Source organism: Chitinophaga qingshengii (assembly GCF_014529935.1).
GTDB classification, from domain to species: Bacteria; Bacteroidota; Bacteroidia; order Chitinophagales; family Chitinophagaceae; genus Chitinophaga; species Chitinophaga qingshengii.
On record NZ_JACVFC010000001.1, the window covers coordinates 3704798 to 3727078 of the forward strand.

Below are 22281 nucleotides of genomic sequence, written 5' to 3' on the forward strand. Positions count from 1 at the left end.
ACTCTTTTTCACTGAGGGAAGTGACAGTTCCTTACTTCCGAAAAGAAGCAGGCAGGATATAAAAAGGTGACGGAGATCACCAGATATCACTGCAAACTGGATTTCGCGATGTAAATTTACGCAAAATTAATACAGTAAGTATTTATGACCGGTTATCTGAAACAGTCGCCTCCCGCCTTGCAATTTGTTACCTTCTTTGGTTTCTTCATTGGCTTCATGCTCATTTACAATACAGCACTGATGTTGCTGATGGAACCGCTTACCGGTCATACACTCGAAGGCCTTCAACTGGGAGACATCAAAGACCCTAACCTTATCGCCTATCTGAAAATTACACAGTTTTTATATTCTATCATAGTATACCTGGTACCGGCAGGTCTTTTTGCCTACCTGTGGCAGCCCAATCCCTGGCGTTACCTGGGCCTGAAACCCGCGCCCACAGCCATACAGATACTGCTGGCACTAATGGCGATGATCAGCGTCACCTGGTTCAGCGGATTTACCGGCGACTGGAACCAGACCTGGAATGTACCACAGGCCGCCCGCGACATGCAGCAGCAAGCGGAAAAACTAATCGCCACCATCACCCGGATGCCTACCCCCAAAGACCTTGTTATCAACCTGATACTGATGGCCATTGTGCCTGCGGTAACAGAAGAAGTCTTTTTCCGGGGCGTATTCCAACGCCTGCTCATTAAAAGCACCAACCGGGTATGGCTCAGTGTATTCCTCTCCGCTATCTTCTTCAGTTTCATACACTTCGAGATGCTGGGCTTTGTACCCCGGGTGGTACTGGGTTTCACCCTCGGCGCCATATACGTACTAAGCGGTAACCTGTGGTTGCCTATCCTCGCCCACATAATGAATAATGGTTACCTGGTAGTGATGTTATACCTGTTTCAGCACGGCCACATTAAAACCGACCCGGCCAAAGACACGCCCGTAGCCTGGTATATCGGGCTGTTCAGCCTCGTGGTAACTATCGGCCTGCTATGGGCGCTGCGCCGGAAATCAACACCTATGGACATGACAGACCCAGCCCCGCCGGTGGATAAAGACGGGATACACAGCATCGGTATGGATGAAAATCAGTAATTTACCAGCGAGACAAATGTTATTACTATGGAAAAAGGTTGGGTGAAAATATTCGCAAGCGATCGTCCTTTCGAGGCGGAAATTGTAAAAGGAATGCTGGCTGACAATGGGATTACGGCAGTGCTGATCAATCGCCAGTCATCTTCCTACAACATTACCCTCCCCGGACAGGTGGAATTGTATGTACACGAGAAAGAAGAACAAACAGCTAAGGACCTGGTACATAACCACAACAACCTGCCTACCGGCGACCCGAACGAAGTGTCGTAATAGCAATTTGCACCGCAGGGTAATTTTGTACACTTTTGCGGTTCAGAATCATTAACAGAACTACGCATAATGAAGACGTTTTTTACCCGCACTGCCTCAGCGCTGGTGTTTGTGGCAGTCATGCTGGGAGGTATCTTATGGAGTCCCTTTACCTTCTTCCTGCTCTTTTTCCTGGTTAGCTTCTTCGCGCTGCAGGAATTTTTTAAACTCATGCGCCTGATCGATACCGGCTATAACAATATCCCTGCCTGGCACAAATGGGGCGTTACCATCGCCGGAAGCGCAATCATGCTGGCTTTCACAGGAGAATACTTCCAGCTGGGCGGCATCTCTACCGGCTTTATCGGCTGGTGGGTAGCTATTATCTTCCTGCTGGTACTCCCGCTCGGGGAAATCCTGCTGGACAAAGACTTCTCCCCCCGTAATGTTGGCTATTCCTGTATGGGATTGCTGTATGCGGTGGTTCCCTTTAGCCTGCTGGTCAATATCCGGCTCAATGCCATCGATATCCACTATACGCCGGACAACGTAGGCACCGCCCCCGGCTGGCTGATTCCCTTACTGCTCATCATCTTTATCTGGATCAACGATACCATGGCCTATATCGTAGGCTCTCTCATTGGCCGCACGCCTTTCTTCCCATCCATTTCCCCTAAAAAAACCATAGAAGGCACCGTAGGCGGGATGATACTGGCGGTTACCGCCGCAGGCGTATATGGTTATTGCTGGGGCCAACAGTACCTTTCGCTGCAACATTGGCTAGTTTTGGCCGGCATCGCAGCTGTTTTCGGCACCATCGGCGACCTGCTGGAATCAAGACTCAAACGGATGGCCGGCGTTAAAGACTCCGGTAATATCATGCCCGGCCACGGCGGCTTCCTGGACCGCTTCGATTCCCTGCTGCTCGCTACGCCCTTCGCCTGGATTTATGTGCATGCCTTTATGATGGCTTAACATACGCATAATCAATATTTTATATCCATTTAGCAGAAAAAGGGATTTCTGAAGTAACTTTGCATTCGCTTTTAATCATCCCGGCGAAGCCGGGATATATATAAACAATCTAACAAACAAGAAAACAAATGAAGATCCATCGTGAAGGATTTGCTACCATTTCCCTTGTATTCCTGGTACTGGCGCTGATTAACGGGGCTGTATTTTACTGGCTGGGTACTATTCCGGCAGTAACCTATACTGTCCTGATTTTTTCCATCGTCTTTTTCCTCTTTATCGTATCTTTTTTCCGCGTACCAGCCAGGCAGTACACTACAGGTGATAACCTGGTCATCTCCCCCTGTGATGGTAAAGTGGTGGTGATAGAAGAAGTGTTTGAACCGGAATATTTCAAGGATAAACGCCTGCAGGTATCCATCTTTATGAGTCCTGCCAACGTGCACGTCAACCGCAACCCTATCAGCGGTACCGTGAAACTGTCGCAATACCATGCTGGCAAATACCTCGTGGCCTGGCACCCGAAATCTTCTACAGAAAACGAAAGACACTCTATCGTGATCGGTAACAAACACGGCGAAGTACTGGCCAGACAAATCGCCGGCGCTCTCGCCCGCAGAATTGTGAACTACCTGAAACCCGGTATGGAAGTGAACCAGAACGAAGAAATGGGCTTTATTAAATTCGGTTCCCGTGTGGATCTTTACCTGCCTTTGGGTACGGAAGTAACCGTGCAACTGGAACAAGTAGTGAAAGGCGGACAGACAGTGATTGCAAAAATCTAGTATATTGTACGTCTAAACAGGATTGTATGAAAAATGTTTTTACTGCATTAGTACTCTTACTCCTGGCTGCAGGAGTAGCTACAGCCCAGGATAAACCCGGTAAGAAAGCGCCTGAAAAGTCCACTACCACCCACAAAGCGCTGCCTTGCGGCACGCCAAAACTGGCGCAGTGTAAACAGGATTCTGCCTGTAACAAAACACAAGGAAAGAAAAGCTGCTGCATGCAGCCTTCCCGCACAGCAGGACTCAGAACTAAAAGAATTTAGAAATTTTTTGATTTACGGATTTTTTGATTTCGTGGATGATAAAAGCGAATCATTTAGGGATTTTTTGATTTCGCAAATAATAAAGAAGACCAGAGCAACTATTCAGCAGTAGCTCTGGTCTTCGCTTTTATCATCCACGAAATCAAAAAATCCGTAAATGTTATAGTATGTCTCTTAGTTCCCGCAGGTGTCCGATGGTATATGTCGGCGTAAAATCTACCGGCGGCTTGGCCGGGTTGAAATACACCTGGTCCATCCCTACACCATGGGCGCCTTTGATGTCCAGTTCCATGGCATCGCCTACCATGATGCTCTCTGCAGCAGAGGTATCAGCAAGGCCTATAGCGTATTCAAATATCTGCGGATAAGGCTTTAAGCTGCCCGCCACCTCTGAAGTAACGATATGGGTGAAATAATGATCGATCCCTGCATTCCGCATCTTCAACAGCTGCGTTTCCTCAAACCCGTTGGTAATCATATGCATCGGGTAGTTTTTGGAAGCCAGGTAATCCAGCGTTTCTTTGGTTTCCGGGAACAGTGCCTTTTTGTTGGGCAGTATGTCCAGGAACTGTGTACTCATTTGCTGGCACAGCTTTTCATCACCGATTTTGAAATCCAGCAATGTCAGGCGGAAACGCTTGTCGCGCAGCTCAGCCCGGTTGATAAATCCTTTCCGGAAGCGGTCCCATAAACGTTCGTTGTGCCCGACATAAGAGACGGAAAAAGCCTCAAAAGATGGTACTCCGCGGTTGGCTAGTCCATGACTGTCGAAAAGTTCCAGCAAGGTTTCCTGTTCGTTGGTTTCAAAGTCCCAGAGCGTATGATCCAGGTCAAAGAAAAGATGTTTATATCTCATAACGTCGCAAAGGTACAAAATACCAGACAGATGGGGTTTCCAGACTACGCGCCATTCCATTAAAATTCACTATTTTACCACTTTAACCGAAGAAATTATGAACGCAGTTATAACAGGTGCCAGCAAAGGCATCGGAAAGGCTATTGCAGAAAGACTGGCGGCAGAAGGGTTCAACGTGATCATCTGTGCACGGAATACAGATGCGCTGGCCACTGCAAAGGCTGCTATCCAACAAAAAAATCCGGCGGTAACCGTCATCGCTGAATCGGTAGACATGGGCGATAAAGCCCAGGTGATGGCTTTCGCACAAAAAATTAAAGACACCTGGTCTACCGTAGATATCCTGGTGAATAATGCCGGTATCTTTATCCCGGGCGCCCTCCATGAAGAAGCAGATGGTCTGCTCGAAAAGTTGATGGCCGTCAATGTTTACAGCGCTTATCATCTTACCCGTGAACTGCTGCCGCTTATGATAGCACAGCACAACGGTCATATCTTCAATATGTGCTCTACCGCCAGCCATCATGCTTATCCTAATGGCGGCTCCTACAGCATTACCAAATACGCCCTGCTCGGATTCTCCAAAAACCTGCGCCGTGAACTCATGTCCCATAACGTGCGGGTAACTGCCGTAAGCCCTGGCCCTACACTCACCGCTTCCTGGGACGGCTTCGAAGCACCTCCCGACCGTATGATGCCCCCCGAAGATATTGCCAGCGTTGTCTGGAATGCCTACACACTGGCCAAACAAACTGTCGTAGAGGAAATACAGCTCAGACCTATGTTGGGAGATATCTGATTCAATTACGAATTACGAATTTTAAGCATGTTATGGTTCGTAGCGTATTTCTTCATTCGTAATTTATAATTCGTAATTCGTAATTGGATATATATAATCTTTTAACTAAGTTTTAACGGCAGTTAACACCGCTTCCGGAGCGGGTTTGGTTAAATTTGTTGACATTACTATGAAGGACAGATTTAGTATAAGGAAGTACATTTTCTCTGTTTTGTGTTGTTTGGGCCTGGTCATTAGCGCCAGCGCACAGGAACTCCGCTTCACCACCAGCGTGAGCAGTAACTCCGTATCCCTGGACGAGCCCTTCCAGATCCAATTCATGCTGGAAAACGGCACGAACATAGCGAGCTTTACACCTCCCAGTTTTAAAGATTTTGAAGTGCTGCAAGGCCCTTCACAAATGCAGGGCCAGTCTATTTTCAACGGCCGCCGCTCTGAATATTTTGCCTTGAATTATGTGCTGCAACCCAAACATGTGGGCAGCTTTACCATTCCGGGTGCACAAGCCAGGGTAAATGGCAATGTTATCAAATCCAACCCGGTGCTCATTGAAGTACGGAAAGGCAATGCACAGTCACCCGCACAACCATCACAACCGCAGCCACAGCAGGCAATACCGCAACACCGCGGTGGCAACGGCCTGAGTGAAGACGTATCTGATGGCGTTCTCAGAAAAGGGGAGGACATCAACGAAAAACTCCGTAAAAATATTTTCCTAAAAGTAGAGGTGGATAAAACCAACCTGTATGAAGGCGATCAGCTAACGGCAACGTATAAACTCTATACCCGGCTCCCGACAAATTCCAGTGTTACCAAAGTGCCGGCCTTTAAAGGTTTCTCCGCAAAAGATATAGAACTGCCCAATCCGCCGCAGGCGACTGAAGAAAGAATCAACGGCATTCCGTTTAAAGTATTTACCATCCGTAAAACACTGCTGTTCCCGCTGCAATCCGGTACCCTGGAACTGGACCCGGTAGAAGTGGACAACCAGGTACGGCTCGTGAAAGTCGTTAGCAATGGTAAACGTAACCGCGGTGGCGGCCGCGATCCTTTTGAAGACTTCTTCAACGACCCGGCTTTCAAAGACCCGTTCTTCGACGATTTCTTCAACCGTCCGGAAGTAGAATACCAGGACGTTCCGTATAAAATCCAGAGCAACCCGATACAGGTCAATGTAAAACCACTCCCGGTAGAAGGCCGCCCGCTTAGCTTCAACGGCGCCGTAGGCAGCTTCAAAATGACCGCCGTAGTGGATAAAAATACACTCAGCACCGATGACGCACTTACGCTCAAAGTAACCATCAGCGGCCGTGGTAACGTAAACCTGCTCAATGCACCGAAAGTGGAGGTACCTACCGGATTTGAGAAGTACGATCCCAAAATGACGGATGACATCGAGAAAAACAGTAACCCGCTTTCCGGTAGCAGGCAGTTTGAATTTGTACTCATGCCGCAGGAAGCCGGTAAACATACCATTCCTCCGGTGGAATTTTCCTACTTCGATCCGGCAGCCAACAGCTATAAAACAATTCGCTCCGAACCTTTCGTGATCGATATTTCCCAGGGTAAACGGGTGAAAGAAGACAAACACGATTTCGGCATAGGCAAAAATGAACTGGTCAACATCGACGGTGGTCTTCAGCAATGGTCCAAACGCAGCAGCTGGTTCATCACCAATCCGTGGTTCTATGCATTGCTTGCATTACCATTGCTGCTCGCCGGTGCGGTAGTTTTCTACAAACGCAGAAAAGACTACAATACCACCAACGCGTCCCTGTTAAAACACCGCTATGCCAACAAAGTGGCCCTCAAAAGGCTGGAACTGGCAGCCCGGTACCTGAAGGAAGGGAAAGACAAAGCCTTCTACGAAGAAACTTCCCGCGCCGTATGGGGGTACCTCAGTCATAAACTGAAAATACCTTTCGCCGATCTGAGCAAACAACTGATCCAGGATAAACTCGCTTCCCGTCAAATCAACGGCAGCAATACCCACGACCTGTTTGAACTGATCGACAACTGTGAGGTGGCCTTGTATGCGCCCGCCCATAACAATGATAAAATGCAGGGTACCTATTCCAAAGCGGTGACCATCATCACCAACCTGGAAGATGCACTGAAAAATTAATTCATGAGGACTGGATATAAACATATCAGAACAACCCTGTTGCTGGCTTTTCTGCTGCTGACCGGCAGCATGGCCCAGGCACAGCAGACACTCCCGCAGCAACGGTTTGACGCGGCCAACAGCCTCTATCAGCAAAGCAAATTCACCGAAGCGGCAGCGGCCTATCAACAGCTGATAGACGAAGGCTACAATATAAAACCCCTGTATTTTAATGCCGGCAACGCCTATTACAAGGCCGGCAAAACCGGGGAAGCAGTATATAACTACGAAAAAGCGTTGCAGCTGGCGCCCCGCGACGAAGCCGTTAAACACAACCTGTCGCTGGTGAACCAGAAAGTGAACGGTTTCGTAGATGAGTTACCGTTAGTATTTTTTCAGCAATGGTGGCGGCAGCTGCAACAGTTGCACAAACCCAATGGCTGGGCAATAGGCTGTATTGTATTCTTCTGGCTGGTCATCGCCGGTATTATGCTCAACACCTTTTTACCCAGATGGAAAAACAAATTCCTGCGCTGGGGAAATTATGCGCTGGGAACGTTGTGCGCGCTTTATCTGCTGATGGCGATCGATACCTATGCAGTGGCCAACAATCACCAGTCAGGCATTATCATGCACAGCAATATCAAGGCAAAAACAGCACCCGACGATAACAGTAAAGACGCTTTTGACGTACAGGAGGGGATGAAAGTACATATCGCTGATGCTACGAAAGACTACTGTAAAATATCATTGGCCGACGGTAAAACCGGCTGGATCAGCTGCGCCTGGATCAAGCGCCTGTAAGGCCTATACGGCTACGGGTATATGTTGGGACGACAGCATATGTTCCATGCTGATGGTAAGCCGGTTACCATTGGGTTGCCGCGTGTCATCAAACAGTTGCTGCGCCTGTATGCCCGCTTTCATCTGATATTTCTCACTCATCATATACAACCGCTCCGCTGCGATATCGATTCCGGCAGCTTGCCGTTCTCCGGTATCATCCAGTAACTCACTGGCCTGTATACCGTTGTCTTCCAGTTGAATATAAAGCCGGTTCTGGTCTTTTCCGATATGCACCACGAGCCTGCCGCCACTTTTCTGCGGCCGCATCAGTAAACGGTGCCAGATCACATATTGAACATAAGGTTGAATAATCAGGGGAGGCACCATGGTAAACTGTTGATTTACATCCTGCACAATCCTCACTTGATAGGAAAACTGCTGGTCAAACCGGAGCTGCTCCAGTTGTATGTAAAGTTCCAGCGCTTCCAGGTCTTCCTGCAATGTCACCCATTCCTTGTTGAAGTTTCCGATCATGAGCCGCATGAGCCGGGCAAAGCGTGTGAGATAAAGAGAGGCCATATCCGTACTCGTGGTAAGGATATAATGATGGATAGCGTTGAGGCTGTTAAATATAAAATGCGGGTCCATATGGGCCTGGAATGCATGGAGTTCCAGGTTGATTAAGGTGTGTTGTATGGTTATTTCTTTCGCTGAAGCTCTTTTCATCCTTTTTTCCCGTCGGATAAAAAATACTACAATAGCAAGGAGACTTAACAAAAAAAACAGCCAGTACGGCCATCCCGCAGCAAAAACTATTTCAATGAAATGTTGTACCACGACTAAGGTTTACAGGAAAGTTGAACATCTTTCTGATCAGTTCAATAAATATCGGTTAAAACAACCCTTCGTGGAAACGGGAATTATCCGGAGGCAGATTTTTACAGGAAAGCGGGGAGAAATGGCGGAAAAGTGGTTATTTGATTATTTGGCTATTTGATTATTTAAATAATAAAATAACCAAATAACCAAATGATCAGGCTTCAGTAAACTTATACCCTACGCCTCTTACAGAGTGGAAATACTTGGAGTTGCGGCTGTCTTCCTCAAAGTATTTGCGGAAGTTGAGGATGAAGTTGTCGATCGTTCTCGTAGTGGGGTATACGTTATATCCCCATACTACCTGCAATATTTTTTCACGGGTTACTACTTCGCCTTTGTTTTCGATCAGCAGTTTCAGCAGCATGGCTTCTTTTTTACTCAGTTCGTAGTGTTTGCCATCTTTGCCAACGCATTCCTGGGCGGCAAAATCGATGGTATTATCCCCGAAGCGGTAAATGTTGGGTACGCTGTCTTTATCCTGTATTTTTTTGTTTTTGACGATCAGCTTTTCCACGCGGAGCAGGAGTTCTTCCAGGTTGAAAGGTTTGGTCATGTAGTCGTCTCCACCTTTTTTCAGCCCCAGTACCCGGTCGGCGCTACTGTTTTTAGCGCTGAGGAAGAGGATGGGTACCTCATTGTTCTGAATGCGGATGTTTTCGCAGACAGCAATGCCGTCCATTTCCGGCAGCATGATATCCAGTATAATGAGATCGAAATATTCGTTTTTTACTGCTTTCAGGGCAGCGGTACCATTGTCTACGGCGGTCACCTCATATCCTTCCAGTTCCAGGTTGAGCTTCAGCGCTTCCTGGAGGTTCTCCTCGTCCTCCACCAGTAATATGGATGCTTTGGTCGCTTCCTTCATGTGTTATTGTTTGAAATGACTATAAATCACGGACTTGCCGAAGCATGAATCCGTCAACTAATTTACGCTCTTTGCACCGAATAATCCTGCCAGATTATCTCGAAGCAGGCGCCGGCAGGCTGGTTGTCTTTCACCCAAATCATGCCGTTATGTTGTTCTACAATTTTGGCAGTGAGGAACAATCCTAAACCGGAGCCTTTTGCTTTCCGGGTATTTTCATTTCCCAGCCGGTAGAATTTCAGGAAGATGCGTTCTTTTTCTTCATCGGGCACTCCGGGACCTTCATCGGCCACCTGAAGTTTCAGCTGGTGGCCGGACTCGAAAAGGCGGACGGTGATCGTAGATTGACGGGGCGCGTATTTCACGGCGTTCTCTACCAGGTTGCTGAGGATAATTTGTAGCATCAGCTTATCACCTTCGAGCCACACATGTGGCAGAATATCTGCATTTATGACATGTGTGTTGATGCGCCCATGCAATTCCCGGATATTAGCTTCCAACAGGGCAGAAAAGTCGAGCGGTTCCTTAAACAGCTTATAGTTGTGGGTTTCCAGCTGTGCCGCCAGCAAAATATTGTTACAGAGCTGGTCCAGCCGGTTGGTTTCCCGGATGGTATTATCTATTAGCTTGGCCTGCTTTTCCTCGTCCAGCTTATGCCGGCGGATCGTTTCCAGATTCAGCTTGGCCGCAGCAATCGGCGATTTCAGTTCATGTGTCACCGCCATCATAAAATTCTGCTGTTGCCGGTTGAGTTTCATATACTTCCAGACAGCCCTATATACAAAGAGCGCGCCGAGCAGTATGATTCCCAAAAAAATAGCGCCTTCTCCTATATATTTAAAAGACCGCATATGACCGTCTTTTTCTATCCGTTGAAGTTCCAGCTGGTGCTCTACCGGCTGGGTAAGGCTATCGATCCGGAGGGAGAGGTTTTGTTTTTCAAACTGGATGATCTGATCGCTTTGGCGGGACAATAATACGCCCCACCAGATAAGCGCCACAATCGTGTAAGCCAGTACCAACAAATAAATGAAGGAAATGGATTTTCCTTCCTGCATTTTATTAAAGAATTTTCTCATCATGGCCGTTTGCCGGCTTTCTCTATCCGCAAACCTATATTCATCACATGGGGGAGCGGGTTTTGCCGCATGTTTTGTTCAAATGTAAACCGATAGGTGCCAGGTTTGTTGAAGAGGGCTTTTTGCTGGATGAGGACCCGGTGTTCAAAAATATCATCGATACCGTTGCCATGCCATTTGCCGTTGATGTCTGCCAGGGGCAGCTCCACCCGTTGTTCTTTGGGAATACTGTCGCCCGGGTACCGGGTGCCTATCAGCAGCCAGATATTGCTGTAGGGATAGGCATCGGAGTGTCTTACATTCACATAAATATCAAAGAGGGTAGCGGTATCTTCAGGCTGGATAGCGACATCGAAAGAAGGTTTGTAGCCGTAAGCCCAGTCGTGTCCCGGTATTTCCAGGTTTTTCTCGTAGACATCCATTTTAATCGGCTTACAGGCTGCTGCCAGCAAAAGTAAGCCTGCGGTTACCCCAAATAGTCTTTTCATACGGTGTACGCCTTGCTATAAAACGTTTAATACTTGTTCCTTGGCTTTCTCCAGTTCGTCTTTCATCAGTACTACCCATTGCTGGATACCAGCGTCGTTGGCTTTGGAACCGGTGGTATTGATTTCGCGGCCGATCTCCTGGAGCACAAAACCCAGTTTCTTTCCTTTCGAAGGGTCCAGGTCTTTCAGGATCTCCCGGAAATAACGGAGATGGTTTTCCAGGCGGGCCAGTTCTTCAGAGATATCCAGTTTTTCCAGGTAAAAGATCAGTTCCTGCTCCAGTCGGTTACCATCTACATTGTCTTTCCCCACATGCTCTGCCAGCAGGTTTTCCAGCCGCTGACGGATACGGTCTTTACGGAGGGGGTCCAGTTCACGGACCTTACCGGTGTATTGTTCAATATTGTCGATGCGTGTTTGCAGATCGCCCTGAAGCATCAGGCCTTCATCCTGACGGTGATTGTCCAGGTCAATAAGGGCTTCTTTCAGGGTATCTTCCACGTCCTTCCACTCTTCCTCTGTCAGCTGTTCGGTAGTAGGGGATACCACTTCCGGTAGCTTCATCAGCACGTTCAGCATATCGCCCTGCGGCAGTTCCAGCTGATTGGCCAACATAGTGATAGACTGGTAGTAGTACTTTGCCAGATCGGTATTGATCACAACCGGCCGGGTAGCACCATTCTGACGAATGTTGATGGTGGCATCCAATGTGCCGCGTTGCAGTGTTTGTTGCATCAGCGAGCGGATGTCAAACTCGTAGGGTTTCAGCAGGGGAGAGAATTTCAGGTTTACCTCAAACTGCTTTCCATTCAGCGATTTGATTTCAACCACGATACTTGTTTCGCCTCTTGTGCTTTCCGCCCTTCCGAAGCCAGTCATTGATTTCAGCATAATTGATATTTGTAGGCAACAAACCTAGTTAAAATTTGTGGATTTGGTATTGTCCGACAGCGGTTATTTGACATTTCCCCGGGCGAAAGGTCCGGTCTAAAATGTTGAATACCCCGATCTTTTGATATCAAAATAATTAAATCTGTTCAAATCAGGATACCTGTAGCCGCAGTTTTTTATAAACGGTATTACGGCTCAGCTGTACTATGTCTCCCGGCTGCATGCCTGCTATGGTGATTTCCTCCATGCGGTAACGGACAAGCCTCAACGTAGGAAAGCCGGCAGCTGCCGTCATCTTCCGTACCTGCCTGTTTTTTCCTTCATGCAGAATGAGGCGCAACCAGGGTGCCGGAATATTTTTCCGGAAACGGATAGGCGGATTCCGCGGTGGTAAAAACGGTTCTTCTGCAAAGATCTCGGCAGTACAGGGCTGGGTATGGTAGGTCTTGCCATCTACAGCAATATCCACACCTTCCTGTAACTGGCGTATGGCGGCATTGGTCACCGCCCCGTCTACCTGCACCCAATATTCCCTTTCATGCGCATACTGCGGCAACAGCAGCTTGTTATTCAAGGACTTGTCATTCGTGAGCAATAACAGCCCTTCGCTGTCATAGTCCAGCCGCCCCACCGGATACACATCCCGGGGCACTTTAAAGTAATCTGCCAGGCAGGATTTGTCTCCTTCCGGTGTAAACCGGGACAGTACCTCATATGGTTTATAAATTACATAATAATTTAACGACACGACCGCATTTGCTTTGGTTAAGGAGCTGTAAATTAGTACTTTTGCAGATTGATATGGGTAGCACATTACAAAATCCCGCTTGCCAACACTGCAAGGACCGTTTTTCCTCCGTTTTCTGCAAAGCGGAACAATGCAATCTTGAGGAGATTGACCAGGCTAAAGTATGCTCTGTATACAAAAAAGGCCAGGTAATCTTCCATGAAGGCGCCTATCCCTTTGGGGTGTACTGCATCAACGACGGTAAAATAAAGCTGTCCCATAGCGGCGATGATGGCCGCGAACAAATCATCCGCCTGGTGAAAGCCGGCGATATCATGGGGTATAAAGCATTGCTGAGCAACGAACGTTACACCGCTACCGCTACCGCCCTGGAAGATTCCTCTATCTGCTTCATTCCTAAGGACCTGTTCATGAGCATCCTGCAAAAAGATGCCGCCCTCTCCTTCGAAATGATGCGCATCCTCTCCAGCGAACTACGCAAAGCAGAACTTAAAATCACCCATCTCGCCCAGAAACCGGTGCGGGAAAGACTTGCAGAAACCCTGCTCTTCATCAAGGAAACCTACGGCCTCGAAGAAGACGGCCACACACTCAGCGTCCGCCTTTCCCGCGAAGAAATCGCCAACCTCGTAGGCACCGCTACCGAATCCGCTATCCGCCTGCTCTCCGAATTCAAAAAAGACGGTATGATCGAACTGGAAGGCAAAAAAATACGCCTCCTCGACATCCACCAGATTGTAAAAACCGCCAACCTACAGGACTAAACGTTCCGGCCGACTACTGACAAATATCATACTCTCCCTTGATACATATCATTCTACGGGCATGAGGGTACTGGTACTTTTGTACCATCAAAAATACCATCCATGCATCCATATGCTATCATCAACTTTCATGAACTAACGCCCGCAGCCCTCTGCGACGTTATCGTGAATAAGTTTCACCAACCGATAGAACGCACCGCAGAAGAAGTAATGGCCTGGTTTAACCTGGAAAGGCAGGATGACCCAACTGCCCCGGCCACCACAGATCTACAGCAATTGCTGTTCGCTAAAATGCAAACGGAAATCATTCAGCTGATGCGCAAGGAAACCTCCATCATCTTCCCGGTGATCCGTAATGCCTCCATTCATAAAAAAGGCCGTAAAAGCCTGCAACCCGCCGCCTACGATAGCATCCAGCAGTCGTTCCAGAAAATTATGCTGCTGCTTCAGAAAATCCGCCAGGTAACGGGCAATTACCTGCTGCAAGGCTACTGGAGCTCCGCCTATAAAATATGTATCAGCGATATGTACACCATAGAGCAACTACTGCAACAATGGCTGTACATCGCACAAAATATCCTGTATCCGGCTGTACTGCCTGCCAACACCATCGTCATCCGCCAGGATGAAATTCTTAACACCGTAAGCATCGACTAAACCATGGCCACCTATTCTGACGTACAAGTAACCTGCTACCATTGCGGGGAAGATTGCCACAACCGGGATATCATCATCGGGGAAAAAACTTTTTGCTGCGAAGGCTGTAAACTGGTATTCGAAATACTTAATCAGCACGACCTCTGCGAATATTATGACCTGAATAATAAACCGGGTGTAAATCAACGCATTACCGTCAGAAAAGATAAGTTCGCCTTCCTGGAAGATGAGAAAATACAGCAACAGCTGATACAGTTCCGGGACGACAAACAAACCCATGTCAATTTTTATATCCCGCATATCCATTGCAGCTCCTGCCTGTGGTTGCTCGAAAACCTGCACCGGCTGGACAATGGCATACAACGTGTAACCGTTAACTTTAGCAAAAAGGAAGCGCAGATCATTTTCTCCGATACCCAAACATCGCTCCGGCGTGTGGCGGAAGTGCTTACCGCCATTGGTTATGAGCCATATATCAGTTTGCAGGACCTGCAGCATAAAAAACCCGGTATCAAACGCAGCCTCATTTACCAATTAGGTGTAGCGGGCTTTTGCTTCGGTAACATCATGCTGCTCAGTTTTCCGGAATACTTTACCGGCAGCGGTCACACCGACGAAAGTATGAACCGTCTTTTCCGTTATATGAACCTCGTACTGGCGTTACCCGTATTTTTCTATAGCGCACAGGTATTCTTTAAATCCGCCTGGAGTGGCCTTAAACACGGATTCCTCAATATCGACGTTCCCATTGTGCTCGCGGTATTGGTAACATTTATTCGTAGTATCGCAGACGTTACACAGGGACAAGCCGGCTATTTCGATTCTATGTCCGGAATCGTGTTTTTTATGCTGATAGGCCGTATCCTGCAGGATAAAACGTACCAGGGCCTTTCCTTCGACCGCGACTATACGGCTTATTTCCCTATAGCCGTCAACGTTATCCGTGATCAGAAAGAAATCCCTACTGCCTTACCCGATATTAAAACCGGTGATACCCTGCTCATACATAACAATGAACTGGTTCCGGCGGATGGCATTATCGTAAGAGGCAAAGCCCTGATAGACTATAGTTTTGTAACCGGAGAAGCCACCCCTGTCAACAAAGCGGTAGGAGAAATTATCTATGCCGGCGGCCGGCAGCTGGAAGGTAATATTGAGATACTGACCATCAAGGAAGTAGCGCAAAGCTACCTGACCAGCCTTTGGAACCGCGACGAGCTAAAGAACAAGGAAGAGAAACATGTGTCTTTTGTGCATCTGCTGGGCCGCAACTTCACCTGGGTAGTGCTGGCTATCGCCGCTATCAGTGCCACTTACTGGGCATTGCATGACCCATCCCGTATATGGCCTGCCGTTACCGCCATCCTGATTATTGCCTGTCCATGTGCTTTACTGCTGGCCTCTTCTTTTACCAACGGGCATATCTTACGCATCCTGAGCAGGCACCAGTTATACCTGCGTAATGCCCAGGCCATCGAGAACCTCGCTAATACATCCCACATCGTGTTCGATAAAACCGGTACCCTCACGGGCAAAACCGGCAGCGATGTAAAATACTTTGGCAGCACACTTACACCGTTCCAGGAAAGTATGATTGCCAGTCTGGCGAAGCAGTCTACCCACCCTCTCAGCAAGGCCATCGCGGCCTATTGCAATACCCGGGCCGCTATGCCGGTTATTGATTTCCGGGATGTAACCGGGAAAGGTGTAAGCGGTTGGGTAGAAGGTAATTTCATCAAACTGGGCAATGCCGAATTTACCGGCGCCCACCGCAAGGATGAAGTAGATGGCAGCATCGTATATCTTGCTATCAATGAAAAGCTGGCAGGATTGTTCACCATTCATAACAACTACCGCAGCGGTATCCGGCCGTTACTCAAACAGCTGCAGCGGCATTATCCGATGTCTGTACTCTCCGGCGACAACGACCGCGAAGCCATGAACCTGCGCCGGCTCATGGGTCCGGAAGCAGCGTTGTTGTTTGAACAGCAACCGGCTGATAAACTCGCTTATATCATCTCCCTGCAAAAAAAAGGTAAAAAGGTAATGATGATAGGCGATGGGCTGAATGACGCCGGCGCACTCAAACAAAGCGATATCGGTATTTCCCTCACAGAAGACAGCAACAACTTCACACCTGCCAGCGATGGTATCCTCGAAGCAAAGCAACTCCCGTTGCTATTGTCTTTCGTTAAGTTGTGCAAAGCCAACAAACGCATTATCCTCGCCAGTTTCATCCTCTCCCTGGTATATAATATTACCGGACTTTACTTCGCCGTGCAAGGACTCTTATCCCCGCTGGTAGCGGCTATACTTATGCCAGCCAGTTCCATCAGTATTGTGCTGATGACTTATCTGCTGAGTGAATGGCATGGTAAAATGCTTGCCAACAGCGCATTCCGGGAAATGTCTGACAAAAATCATATTCCGGATTGAGCAATGTCATTGCAGTGCCACATGGTTGCTGCTACCTTTGCTATCAACACAACATACACACCGTGAAATCTTAAAAGCGCCAGTATTAAAGCCCGATTGAAATGCCTGTACGGGCAGCCTGCAACACAAGGCTGCCTGTGCATAACGGGCTGTCTATGCTTTGCCGGTTTTACACACATCAATACTTTATGCTGATGAAAACCATGAACGTATTACAGGAAGAGGGTACCGGAAAAGTAACAAGCCGGCTGGTGCTGAAAAGCAGAAGGGCAGAGGCTACCCTCATCATCATGCAACAGGGACACCAGATTCCACCGCATGTTTCACCTGTAGATGCAATGGTACTGATACTGGAAGGAAAAGTAGCTTTTATGCTGAAAGACGAAGTAACGGTGCTGGAAACAGGCGATGTGCTGACTTTCGGAGCCAACGAAAAACATGCGTTACAAGCATTGGAAACAACCCGGTTTTTACTGGTAAAATAATACTGTTATGAGCGTGATTATTCTTTTATTGGGCGCCAGTCTTGCTGTAGCAGCAGGCTTTTTGGCCGCCTTCATCTGGTCAGTTAAAAACGGACAGTTTGAAGATGATTTCTCTCCCGCACACCGTATTCTCTTCGAAGAGAAAAAAGATAACACCAACGAATAAACGCAAATAAGCCATCTATTAAGCAACAATAAACAGCACTATGTCTCTCGAAAAATTTTATTACGACAACCGCACGGTAAAATGGTTTGCCTATGCGTGTATGTTCTGGGGGCTGATCGGTATGCTGGCAGGGCTGTGGGCAGCCCTTACGCTGGTTTTACCGGAGCTTAACCTGGGTTTCGCCCCCACTACCTTCGGGCGTCTCAGACCCGTACACACCAATGCCGTGATTTTCGCCTTTGTAGGTAACGGTATTTTCATGGGCGTTTACTACTCGCTGCAACGGTTATGTAAAACCCGCATGTTCAGCGACCTGTTGAGCAAGATCCACTTTTGGGGATGGCAGGCGATCATCGCTGGTGGCGCCATCACGCTTTTCCTGGGGTATACTACCGGTAAGGAATATGCGGAACTGGAATGGCCGTTCGACATCGCTATCACCCTGATCTGGGTGGTGTTTGGCGCCAACATGCTGGGCACTATCCTGCGTCGCCGGGAAGCACACCTGTATGTAGCCATCTGGTTCTACATCGGTACCTGGGTAGCCATTGCGATGTTGCACATTATCAACTCTTTCGAGTACCCGATGTCGCTGTTTAAAAGCTATAGCTGGTACGCCGGCGTACAGGACGCACTGGTACAATGGTGGTATGGCCACAATGCGGTAGCGTTCTTCCTCACCACGCCCTACCTCGGCCTCATGTATTACTTTGTACCGAAAGCCGCCAACAGACCGGTATATTCCTACCGCTGGTCTATCATTCACTTCTGGTCACTGATATTTATCTATATATGGGCTGGTCCTCACCACCTGTTATATACCGCACTGCCTGAATGGGCACAATCACTGGGTACTGTGTTCAGCATCATGCTGATTGCACCTTCCTGGGGCGGTATGCTCAACGGTCTGCTGACACTGCGTGGCGCATGGGACCGTGTAAGGGAAGACGCCATCCTTAAATTCTTCGTGGTAGCGCTTACCTGCTATGGTATGGCCACTTTTGAAGGACCGATGTTGTCCCTGAAAAATGTGAACGCTATCAGCCACTATACCGACTGGACCATCGCACACGTACACGTAGGCGCCCTGGGCTGGAACGGATTCCTGACCTTCGGTATCCTCTACTGGATGATCCCGCGTATTTTCTCTACCCAGCTGTACTCCCGCAAATGGGCTAACACCCACTTCTGGATCGGTACCCTTGGTATTATCTTCTACGTGATTCCGTTGTACTGGGCAGCCTTTACGCAGAGCATGATGTGGAAACAGTTCACCGAAGAAGGACAACTGAAATACCAGTTCCTCGAAACAGTTACCACCATCGTTCCTATGTACGCCCTGCGCGCCTTTGGCGGCCTTTTGTATGTAAGTGGTCTGGTACTGATGGTAGTGAACCTGTATAAAACCATCCGCCGCGGTTCCTTTGTAGCCAATGAAGCAGCAGAAGCGGCACCGCTGCCGAAAATAATCCCTACCCACGGTAAAGTACACTGGCACAACTGGATTGAACGCCGTCCGATTCAGCTGGTGGTATTCAGCCTGGTAGTGGTAGCGATAGGCGGCATCCTGGAAATGGTGCCTGCTTTCCTGATACGCAGCAACGTACCTACTATCAGCAGCGTGAAACCTTATACACCGCTGGAATTACATGGCCGTGATATCTATCTCCGGGAAGGTTGTTATACCTGCCACTCCCAGATGATCCGTCCTTTCCGGGATGAAGTGGCCCGCTACGGCGAATACTCCAAAGCCGGTGAATTCATCTACGATCACCCGTTCCAGTGGGGGTCCAAACGTACCGGTCCCGATTTGGCAAGAATAGGTGGCAAATACCCGGACAGCTGGCACTTCAACCATATGCTGGACCCCACCTCCATGTCTCCCGGTTCTATCATGCCGCCGTATCCCTGGCTGTTCACAGACCGTATTGACAAAGGCAAAACACCTGCAATGATTAATGTGATGCGGAAACTGGGTGTGCCTTATCCGGATGGTTACGAAAAACAGTCCATCGCAGATCTCGACCAACAGGCCAACAGCATTGCTGCAGCACTGGAAAAAGATAAGCTGCCGATCAAAGCCGATCGGGAGATAGTAGCGCTGATCGCTTACCTGCAAAGAATGGGTAAGGATATTAAAATGGCGCCGGCAGAAAAGCCCGCTACCGCGGATGCCGGTACCGGCCACACGGACAAAAACGATTTTTAGTCAACATAAAAACACAGGATCATGAAGTTCATTAATTATCTGGAATCAATTGCCGGTGTCAGCATCTACCCGATGGCTTCCCTGCTGATCTTCTCCGTATTCTTCGTGTTCGCCGCCTTCTGGGCGTTCCGGGCCGACCGTAATATGGTGGATCAGATCAGCCGCATCCCCTTAGATAATGATGATACCCAAAGCCTATAAACGATACATATGAAAAGGAAGCTATTATATACACTCAGCGGTAGCCTGTTATGCAGCCTCTCCGCGCTCGCCAACGGCCCAAAGCCGCCATCCGAATTAAAGGACCCGGTAGCGCTGGTACTGCTGACAGTCATCATCGGATTGGTACTGGTGATCGCCATCCTGGGTAATGCGGTGGTAGGCGCTATGGACCTCTATCGTGAGAGAATGAAAAAAGAAGCCGCTAAACTGCCGGCCATCCTGGTGTTGTTCACACTTTCCCTGGCAGCCAGTCTGCCAGCCAGCGCCACCAGTCCGGCGCCGGAAGCAGCCGCTTATTATACGCCACTATCCCAGTCCTCCCTATACCTATTAGTGTCCATTGTTATCCTGGAGATCGGGGTGATCATCTCCCTGCTTTTTGTACTGCGCTTTCTGGCCGGTATCAAACGTAAAAGCAGGCACAAGGCAGCACAGGAAGCTGATCCTGCCAAACCGCGCATCTCCTGGCTGGAGAAGATCAACAAAACCAGGACCCTGGATGCTACGTCCGAAACAGAAGAAGATATGGGCCATGACTTTGATGGTATCCATGAGCTGAATAACCCCACCCCTCCCTGGTGGAAGTGGGGTTTTGTCTTCAGCATCTGTTTCGGCGTAGTATACTTCTGGCGCACGGAAATCTCCCATTCTGCTCCTAACCAGCTCCAGGAGCTGGCTATGGCCGAAGAAAAAGCAGCCATCGCCAAAGCGGAATACCTGAAAAATGCCGCCAACAACATCGATGAAAACAATGTGAAAATGCTCGAAGATGCCGACGACCTCGCAGCAGGAGGAAAAATTTTCGTCGCCAGTTGTGCTCCCTGCCACGGCCCGCAAGGACAAGGCGTGGTAGGTCCCAACCTCACCGACGATTACTGGCTGCATGGTGGTAAAATCAACGAGGTTTTTAAAACCATCAAATACGGCGTACCCGACAAAGGGATGAAAGCCTGGCAGGAAGATTTCTCTCCGAAACAACTGGCTCAACTGGCTAGTTTCGTGAAATCTATCCACGGCAGCAACCCTCCCAATCCAAAAGAACCGCAAGGTGCAAAAGAATAAAGTCATGGCCGACAGCAATACGTTCAGAGACAGTATAGCCACAGTTGATAAACAAGGAAAGCGCAACTGGATATTCGCACAGCAGCCGAAAGGACGCTACTATAATATCCGGAGCCTTCTGAGTATCTTTTATTTTAGTGTTTTTTTCAGCCTGCCGTTTATATCCATAAATGGCAGGCCTTTATTTCTGCTCAATGTAGTGGAAGGCAAATTCATCCTGTTCGGCGCTATTTTCTGGCCCCAGGATTTTTTCATCTTCGGTCTGGCAATGCTGACCTTCATCCTCTTTATCGTATTGTTTACCATGGCTTTCGGCCGGCTTTTCTGCGGCTGGATGTGCCCGCAGACCATCTTCATGGAGATGATGTTCCGCCGCATCGAATACTGGATTGAGGGAGATGCCGCTGCCCAACGTGTCCTGGCCAGACAACCCTGGAACACGGATAAAATCATCCGGAAAACAGCTAAACACCTGGTATTCTATGCATTATCCTTCCTGATCGCCAACATATTCCTGGCTTATATCATCAGCGCCAAATCACTGGGTAAAATTATTACCGCACCATTGTCCGAACATACCGGCGGCTTTATCGCCATCCTGGTATTCTCCGGCGTGTTTTACGGTGTGTTTGCGTTTATGCGTGAACAGATATGCACCATTGTTTGTCCGTACGGCCGTTTACAGGGCGTATTACTCGATAAAAACTCCATCCTGGTAGCATATGACTACGAAAGGGGAGAGCCCCGCGGAAAGTTCCGTAAAGACGATTCCAGGGCCATCGGCGATTGTATCGATTGTGCCCAGTGTGTGAAAGTTTGTCCTACCGGTATCGATATCCGCAACGGTACCCAACTGGAATGCGTAAACTGCACTGCCTGCATCGATGCCTGCGATCATATGATGGATAAAACCGGTCGCGCCCGTGGCCTTATCCGCTATGCTTCCGAAAACGGCATCGCACAGAAAGCACCGCTGCGTTTTACGCCCCGCCTGCGCATCTATTCTGCCATCCTCCTTCTGCTGATGGGCGCCATGGTATTTATGCTCACCAGTCGCAAACCTGTCAGCGGCACCATTATGCGCACCGCCGGCATGTTGTACCAGGAGCGGGGAACGGACAGCATTTCTAACCTCTACCGTATTAAACTGATTAATAAAACCACTGCGGAAATACCCCTGCAGCTAAAACTGGAAGAAGAACCGGGACATGTGGAAGTAATGGGTAAAAATACGATCACAGTAAAAGCAGAAGGTCAGGGAGAGGGCACCTTTTTTATCATCGTGCCGAAAACGGCGCTGCATAACCGGAAATCCACTCTTTATATCGGCCTGTATGAAGGCGATAAACGGATCGCCGTGATGCGCACTACTTTCCTGGGACCGGTACAATAAATTCTATAGCATTTAAATCATATCA

Annotated in this window: 24 protein-coding genes; 17 read left to right on the forward strand and 7 right to left on the reverse strand. The window is 48.5% G+C overall.

Going from position 1 to position 22281, the window contains the following annotated elements; all coding sequences use genetic code 11:
• Positions 1 to 144 precede the first annotated feature (144 nt).
• The 5 genes from ICL07_RS14460 (at position 145) to ICL07_RS14480 (ending at position 3367) form a co-directional block, all read left to right on the forward strand.
• On the forward strand, positions 145 to 1095 hold the full coding sequence (locus tag ICL07_RS14460; RefSeq protein ID WP_188088599.1) for a CPBP family intramembrane glutamic endopeptidase: 951 nt from the start codon (positions 145 to 147) through the stop codon (positions 1093 to 1095).
• 27 nt (positions 1096 to 1122) lie between these two features.
• Positions 1123 to 1365: a putative signal transducing protein gene (locus ICL07_RS14465; RefSeq protein ID WP_188088600.1), complete on the forward strand. Its 243-nt coding sequence runs from the start codon at positions 1123 to 1125 to the stop codon at positions 1363 to 1365.
• Between the two features lie 69 nt (positions 1366 to 1434).
• Positions 1435 to 2319 carry a phosphatidate cytidylyltransferase gene (locus tag ICL07_RS14470; RefSeq protein WP_188088601.1) on the forward strand — a complete coding sequence of 295 codons (885 nt, stop codon included), beginning with the start codon at positions 1435 to 1437 and terminating at the stop codon, positions 2317 to 2319.
• Positions 2320 to 2447: 128 nt separating this feature from the next.
• Entirely contained in the window at positions 2448 to 3101 is a 654-nt protein-coding gene (locus tag ICL07_RS14475) for a phosphatidylserine decarboxylase family protein (RefSeq protein ID WP_188088602.1), read from the forward strand.
• A gap of 26 nt (positions 3102 to 3127) precedes the next feature.
• Positions 3128 to 3367, forward strand: a complete 240-nt coding sequence (locus tag ICL07_RS14480) for a hypothetical protein (protein WP_188088603.1) — start codon at positions 3128 to 3130, stop codon at positions 3365 to 3367.
• A 160-nt stretch (positions 3368 to 3527) separates the two neighbouring features.
• Here ICL07_RS14480 and ICL07_RS14485 read toward each other — a convergent pair whose 3' ends face one another.
• On the reverse strand, positions 3528 to 4223 hold the full coding sequence (locus ICL07_RS14485; RefSeq protein WP_188088604.1) for a YjjG family noncanonical pyrimidine nucleotidase: 696 nt from the start codon (positions 4221 to 4223) through the stop codon (positions 3528 to 3530).
• 97 nt (positions 4224 to 4320) lie between these two features.
• Between ICL07_RS14485 and ICL07_RS14490 the strand changes: the two genes are divergently transcribed.
• From ICL07_RS14490 to ICL07_RS14500, 3 genes are all read left to right on the forward strand, one after another.
• Positions 4321 to 5022 carry an SDR family oxidoreductase gene (locus ICL07_RS14490; protein ID WP_188088605.1) on the forward strand — a complete coding sequence of 234 codons (702 nt, stop codon included), beginning with the start codon at positions 4321 to 4323 and terminating at the stop codon, positions 5020 to 5022.
• Positions 5023 to 5191: 169 nt separating this feature from the next.
• The gene (locus tag ICL07_RS14495) at positions 5192 to 7147 is read left to right on the forward strand and encodes a BatD family protein (protein ID WP_188088606.1); all 1956 of its coding nucleotides are present in this window, start codon (positions 5192 to 5194) and stop codon (positions 7145 to 7147) included.
• Between the two features lie 3 nt (positions 7148 to 7150).
• Entirely contained in the window at positions 7151 to 7930 is a 780-nt protein-coding gene (locus tag ICL07_RS14500; protein WP_188088607.1) for a tetratricopeptide repeat protein, read from the forward strand.
• 3 nt (positions 7931 to 7933) lie between these two features.
• Here the strand turns inward: ICL07_RS14500 and ICL07_RS14505 are convergent, their stop codons facing one another.
• The 6 genes from ICL07_RS14505 to ICL07_RS14530 all read right to left on the reverse strand — a co-directional run bounded on the left by ICL07_RS14505 (position 7934) and on the right by ICL07_RS14530 (position 12862).
• Positions 7934 to 8638, reverse strand: coding sequence for a sensor histidine kinase (locus ICL07_RS14505; RefSeq protein ID WP_188088608.1), 705 nt, complete (start codon positions 8636 to 8638; stop codon positions 7934 to 7936).
• Positions 8639 to 8945: 307 nt separating this feature from the next.
• Positions 8946 to 9656 carry a response regulator transcription factor gene (locus ICL07_RS14510; protein WP_188088609.1) on the reverse strand — a complete coding sequence of 237 codons (711 nt, stop codon included), beginning with the start codon at positions 9654 to 9656 and terminating at the stop codon, positions 8946 to 8948.
• A 62-nt stretch (positions 9657 to 9718) separates the two neighbouring features.
• Complete coding sequence (locus ICL07_RS14515) at positions 9719 to 10738, reverse strand: sensor histidine kinase (RefSeq protein WP_188088610.1); 1020 nt, start codon at positions 10736 to 10738, stop codon at positions 9719 to 9721.
• Complete coding sequence (locus ICL07_RS14520) at positions 10735 to 11223, reverse strand: gliding motility lipoprotein GldH (protein ID WP_188088611.1); 489 nt, start codon at positions 11221 to 11223, stop codon at positions 10735 to 10737. The genes ICL07_RS14515 and ICL07_RS14520 overlap by 4 nt, the downstream gene beginning before the upstream one ends.
• Before the next feature lie 15 nt (positions 11224 to 11238).
• Positions 11239 to 12114 (reverse strand): YicC/YloC family endoribonuclease, encoded by an 876-nt coding sequence (locus tag ICL07_RS14525; RefSeq protein WP_188088612.1) that lies wholly within the window; start codon positions 12112 to 12114, stop codon positions 11239 to 11241.
• 151 nt (positions 12115 to 12265) lie between these two features.
• Entirely contained in the window at positions 12266 to 12862 is a 597-nt protein-coding gene (locus ICL07_RS14530) for a pseudouridine synthase (protein WP_343071027.1), read from the reverse strand.
• 41 nt (positions 12863 to 12903) lie between these two features.
• Between ICL07_RS14530 and ICL07_RS14535 the strand changes: the two genes are divergently transcribed.
• From ICL07_RS14535 to ccoG, 9 genes are all read left to right on the forward strand, one after another.
• Positions 12904 to 13626: a Crp/Fnr family transcriptional regulator gene (locus ICL07_RS14535; RefSeq protein ID WP_246485026.1), complete on the forward strand. Its 723-nt coding sequence runs from the start codon at positions 12904 to 12906 to the stop codon at positions 13624 to 13626.
• A 102-nt stretch (positions 13627 to 13728) separates the two neighbouring features.
• Positions 13729 to 14283 (forward strand): hypothetical protein, encoded by a 555-nt coding sequence (locus tag ICL07_RS14540; protein ID WP_188088614.1) that lies wholly within the window; start codon positions 13729 to 13731, stop codon positions 14281 to 14283.
• 3 nt (positions 14284 to 14286) lie between these two features.
• Positions 14287 to 16719, forward strand: coding sequence for a heavy metal translocating P-type ATPase (locus tag ICL07_RS14545; protein WP_188088615.1), 2433 nt, complete (start codon positions 14287 to 14289; stop codon positions 16717 to 16719).
• 101 nt (positions 16720 to 16820) lie between these two features.
• On the forward strand, positions 16821 to 17204 hold the full coding sequence (locus ICL07_RS14550) for a cupin domain-containing protein (protein ID WP_188088616.1): 384 nt from the start codon (positions 16821 to 16823) through the stop codon (positions 17202 to 17204).
• 7 nt (positions 17205 to 17211) lie between these two features.
• Positions 17212 to 17370, forward strand: a complete 159-nt coding sequence (gene ccoS, locus ICL07_RS14555) for a cbb3-type cytochrome oxidase assembly protein CcoS (protein ID WP_188088617.1) — start codon at positions 17212 to 17214, stop codon at positions 17368 to 17370.
• Positions 17371 to 17410: 40 nt separating this feature from the next.
• Entirely contained in the window at positions 17411 to 19579 is a 2169-nt protein-coding gene (gene ccoN / locus ICL07_RS14560; RefSeq protein WP_188088618.1) for a cytochrome-c oxidase, cbb3-type subunit I, read from the forward strand.
• A gap of 21 nt (positions 19580 to 19600) precedes the next feature.
• On the forward strand, positions 19601 to 19780 hold the full coding sequence (locus ICL07_RS14565) for a CcoQ/FixQ family Cbb3-type cytochrome c oxidase assembly chaperone (RefSeq protein WP_188088619.1): 180 nt from the start codon (positions 19601 to 19603) through the stop codon (positions 19778 to 19780).
• 9 nt (positions 19781 to 19789) lie between these two features.
• Positions 19790 to 20863 (forward strand): cbb3-type cytochrome c oxidase N-terminal domain-containing protein, encoded by a 1074-nt coding sequence (locus tag ICL07_RS14570; protein ID WP_188088620.1) that lies wholly within the window; start codon positions 19790 to 19792, stop codon positions 20861 to 20863.
• Complete coding sequence (gene ccoG, locus ICL07_RS14575) at positions 20850 to 22256, forward strand: cytochrome c oxidase accessory protein CcoG (protein ID WP_343071028.1); 1407 nt, start codon at positions 20850 to 20852, stop codon at positions 22254 to 22256. Before ICL07_RS14570 ends, ccoG begins: the two co-directional genes overlap by 14 nt.
• Positions 22257 to 22281: the final 25 nt, after the last annotated feature.

Bases quoted from the DNA above. Each gene is read 5' to 3' on its own strand.
- ICL07_RS14490 (WP_188088605.1), top strand. From the start codon at position 4,321: ATGAACGCAGTTATAACAGGTGCCAGCAAAGGCATCGGAAAGGCTATT.
- ICL07_RS14515 (WP_188088610.1), bottom strand. From the start codon at position 10,738: ATGATGAGAAAATTCTTTAATAAAATGCAGGAAGGAAAATCCATTTCC.
- ICL07_RS14505 (WP_188088608.1), bottom strand. From the start codon at position 8,638: ATGAAAAGAGCTTCAGCGAAAGAAATAACCATACAACACACCTTAATC.
- ICL07_RS14460 (WP_188088599.1), top strand. From the start codon at position 145: ATGACCGGTTATCTGAAACAGTCGCCTCCCGCCTTGCAATTTGTTACC.
- ccoN (WP_188088618.1), top strand. From the start codon at position 17,411: ATGTCTCTCGAAAAATTTTATTACGACAACCGCACGGTAAAATGGTTT.
- ICL07_RS14570 (WP_188088620.1), top strand. From the start codon at position 19,790: ATGAAAAGGAAGCTATTATATACACTCAGCGGTAGCCTGTTATGCAGC.
- ICL07_RS14510 (WP_188088609.1), bottom strand. From the start codon at position 9,656: ATGAAGGAAGCGACCAAAGCATCCATATTACTGGTGGAGGACGAGGAG.
- ICL07_RS14540 (WP_188088614.1), top strand. From the start codon at position 13,729: ATGCATCCATATGCTATCATCAACTTTCATGAACTAACGCCCGCAGCC.
- ICL07_RS14480 (WP_188088603.1), top strand. From the start codon at position 3,128: ATGAAAAATGTTTTTACTGCATTAGTACTCTTACTCCTGGCTGCAGGA.
- ICL07_RS14475 (WP_188088602.1), top strand. From the start codon at position 2,448: ATGAAGATCCATCGTGAAGGATTTGCTACCATTTCCCTTGTATTCCTG.
- ICL07_RS14545 (WP_188088615.1), top strand. From the start codon at position 14,287: ATGGCCACCTATTCTGACGTACAAGTAACCTGCTACCATTGCGGGGAA.
- ICL07_RS14520 (WP_188088611.1), bottom strand. From the start codon at position 11,223: ATGAAAAGACTATTTGGGGTAACCGCAGGCTTACTTTTGCTGGCAGCA.
- ICL07_RS14565 (WP_188088619.1), top strand. From the start codon at position 19,601: ATGAAGTTCATTAATTATCTGGAATCAATTGCCGGTGTCAGCATCTAC.
- ICL07_RS14465 (WP_188088600.1), top strand. From the start codon at position 1,123: ATGGAAAAAGGTTGGGTGAAAATATTCGCAAGCGATCGTCCTTTCGAG.
- ICL07_RS14485 (WP_188088604.1), bottom strand. From the start codon at position 4,223: ATGAGATATAAACATCTTTTCTTTGACCTGGATCATACGCTCTGGGAC.
- ICL07_RS14495 (WP_188088606.1), top strand. From the start codon at position 5,192: ATGAAGGACAGATTTAGTATAAGGAAGTACATTTTCTCTGTTTTGTGT.
- ICL07_RS14525 (WP_188088612.1), bottom strand. From the start codon at position 12,114: ATGCTGAAATCAATGACTGGCTTCGGAAGGGCGGAAAGCACAAGAGGC.
- ICL07_RS14470 (WP_188088601.1), top strand. From the start codon at position 1,435: ATGAAGACGTTTTTTACCCGCACTGCCTCAGCGCTGGTGTTTGTGGCA.
- ICL07_RS14500 (WP_188088607.1), top strand. From the start codon at position 7,151: ATGAGGACTGGATATAAACATATCAGAACAACCCTGTTGCTGGCTTTT.
- ccoS (WP_188088617.1), top strand. From the start codon at position 17,212: ATGAGCGTGATTATTCTTTTATTGGGCGCCAGTCTTGCTGTAGCAGCA.
- ICL07_RS14550 (WP_188088616.1), top strand. From the start codon at position 16,821: ATGCCTGTACGGGCAGCCTGCAACACAAGGCTGCCTGTGCATAACGGG.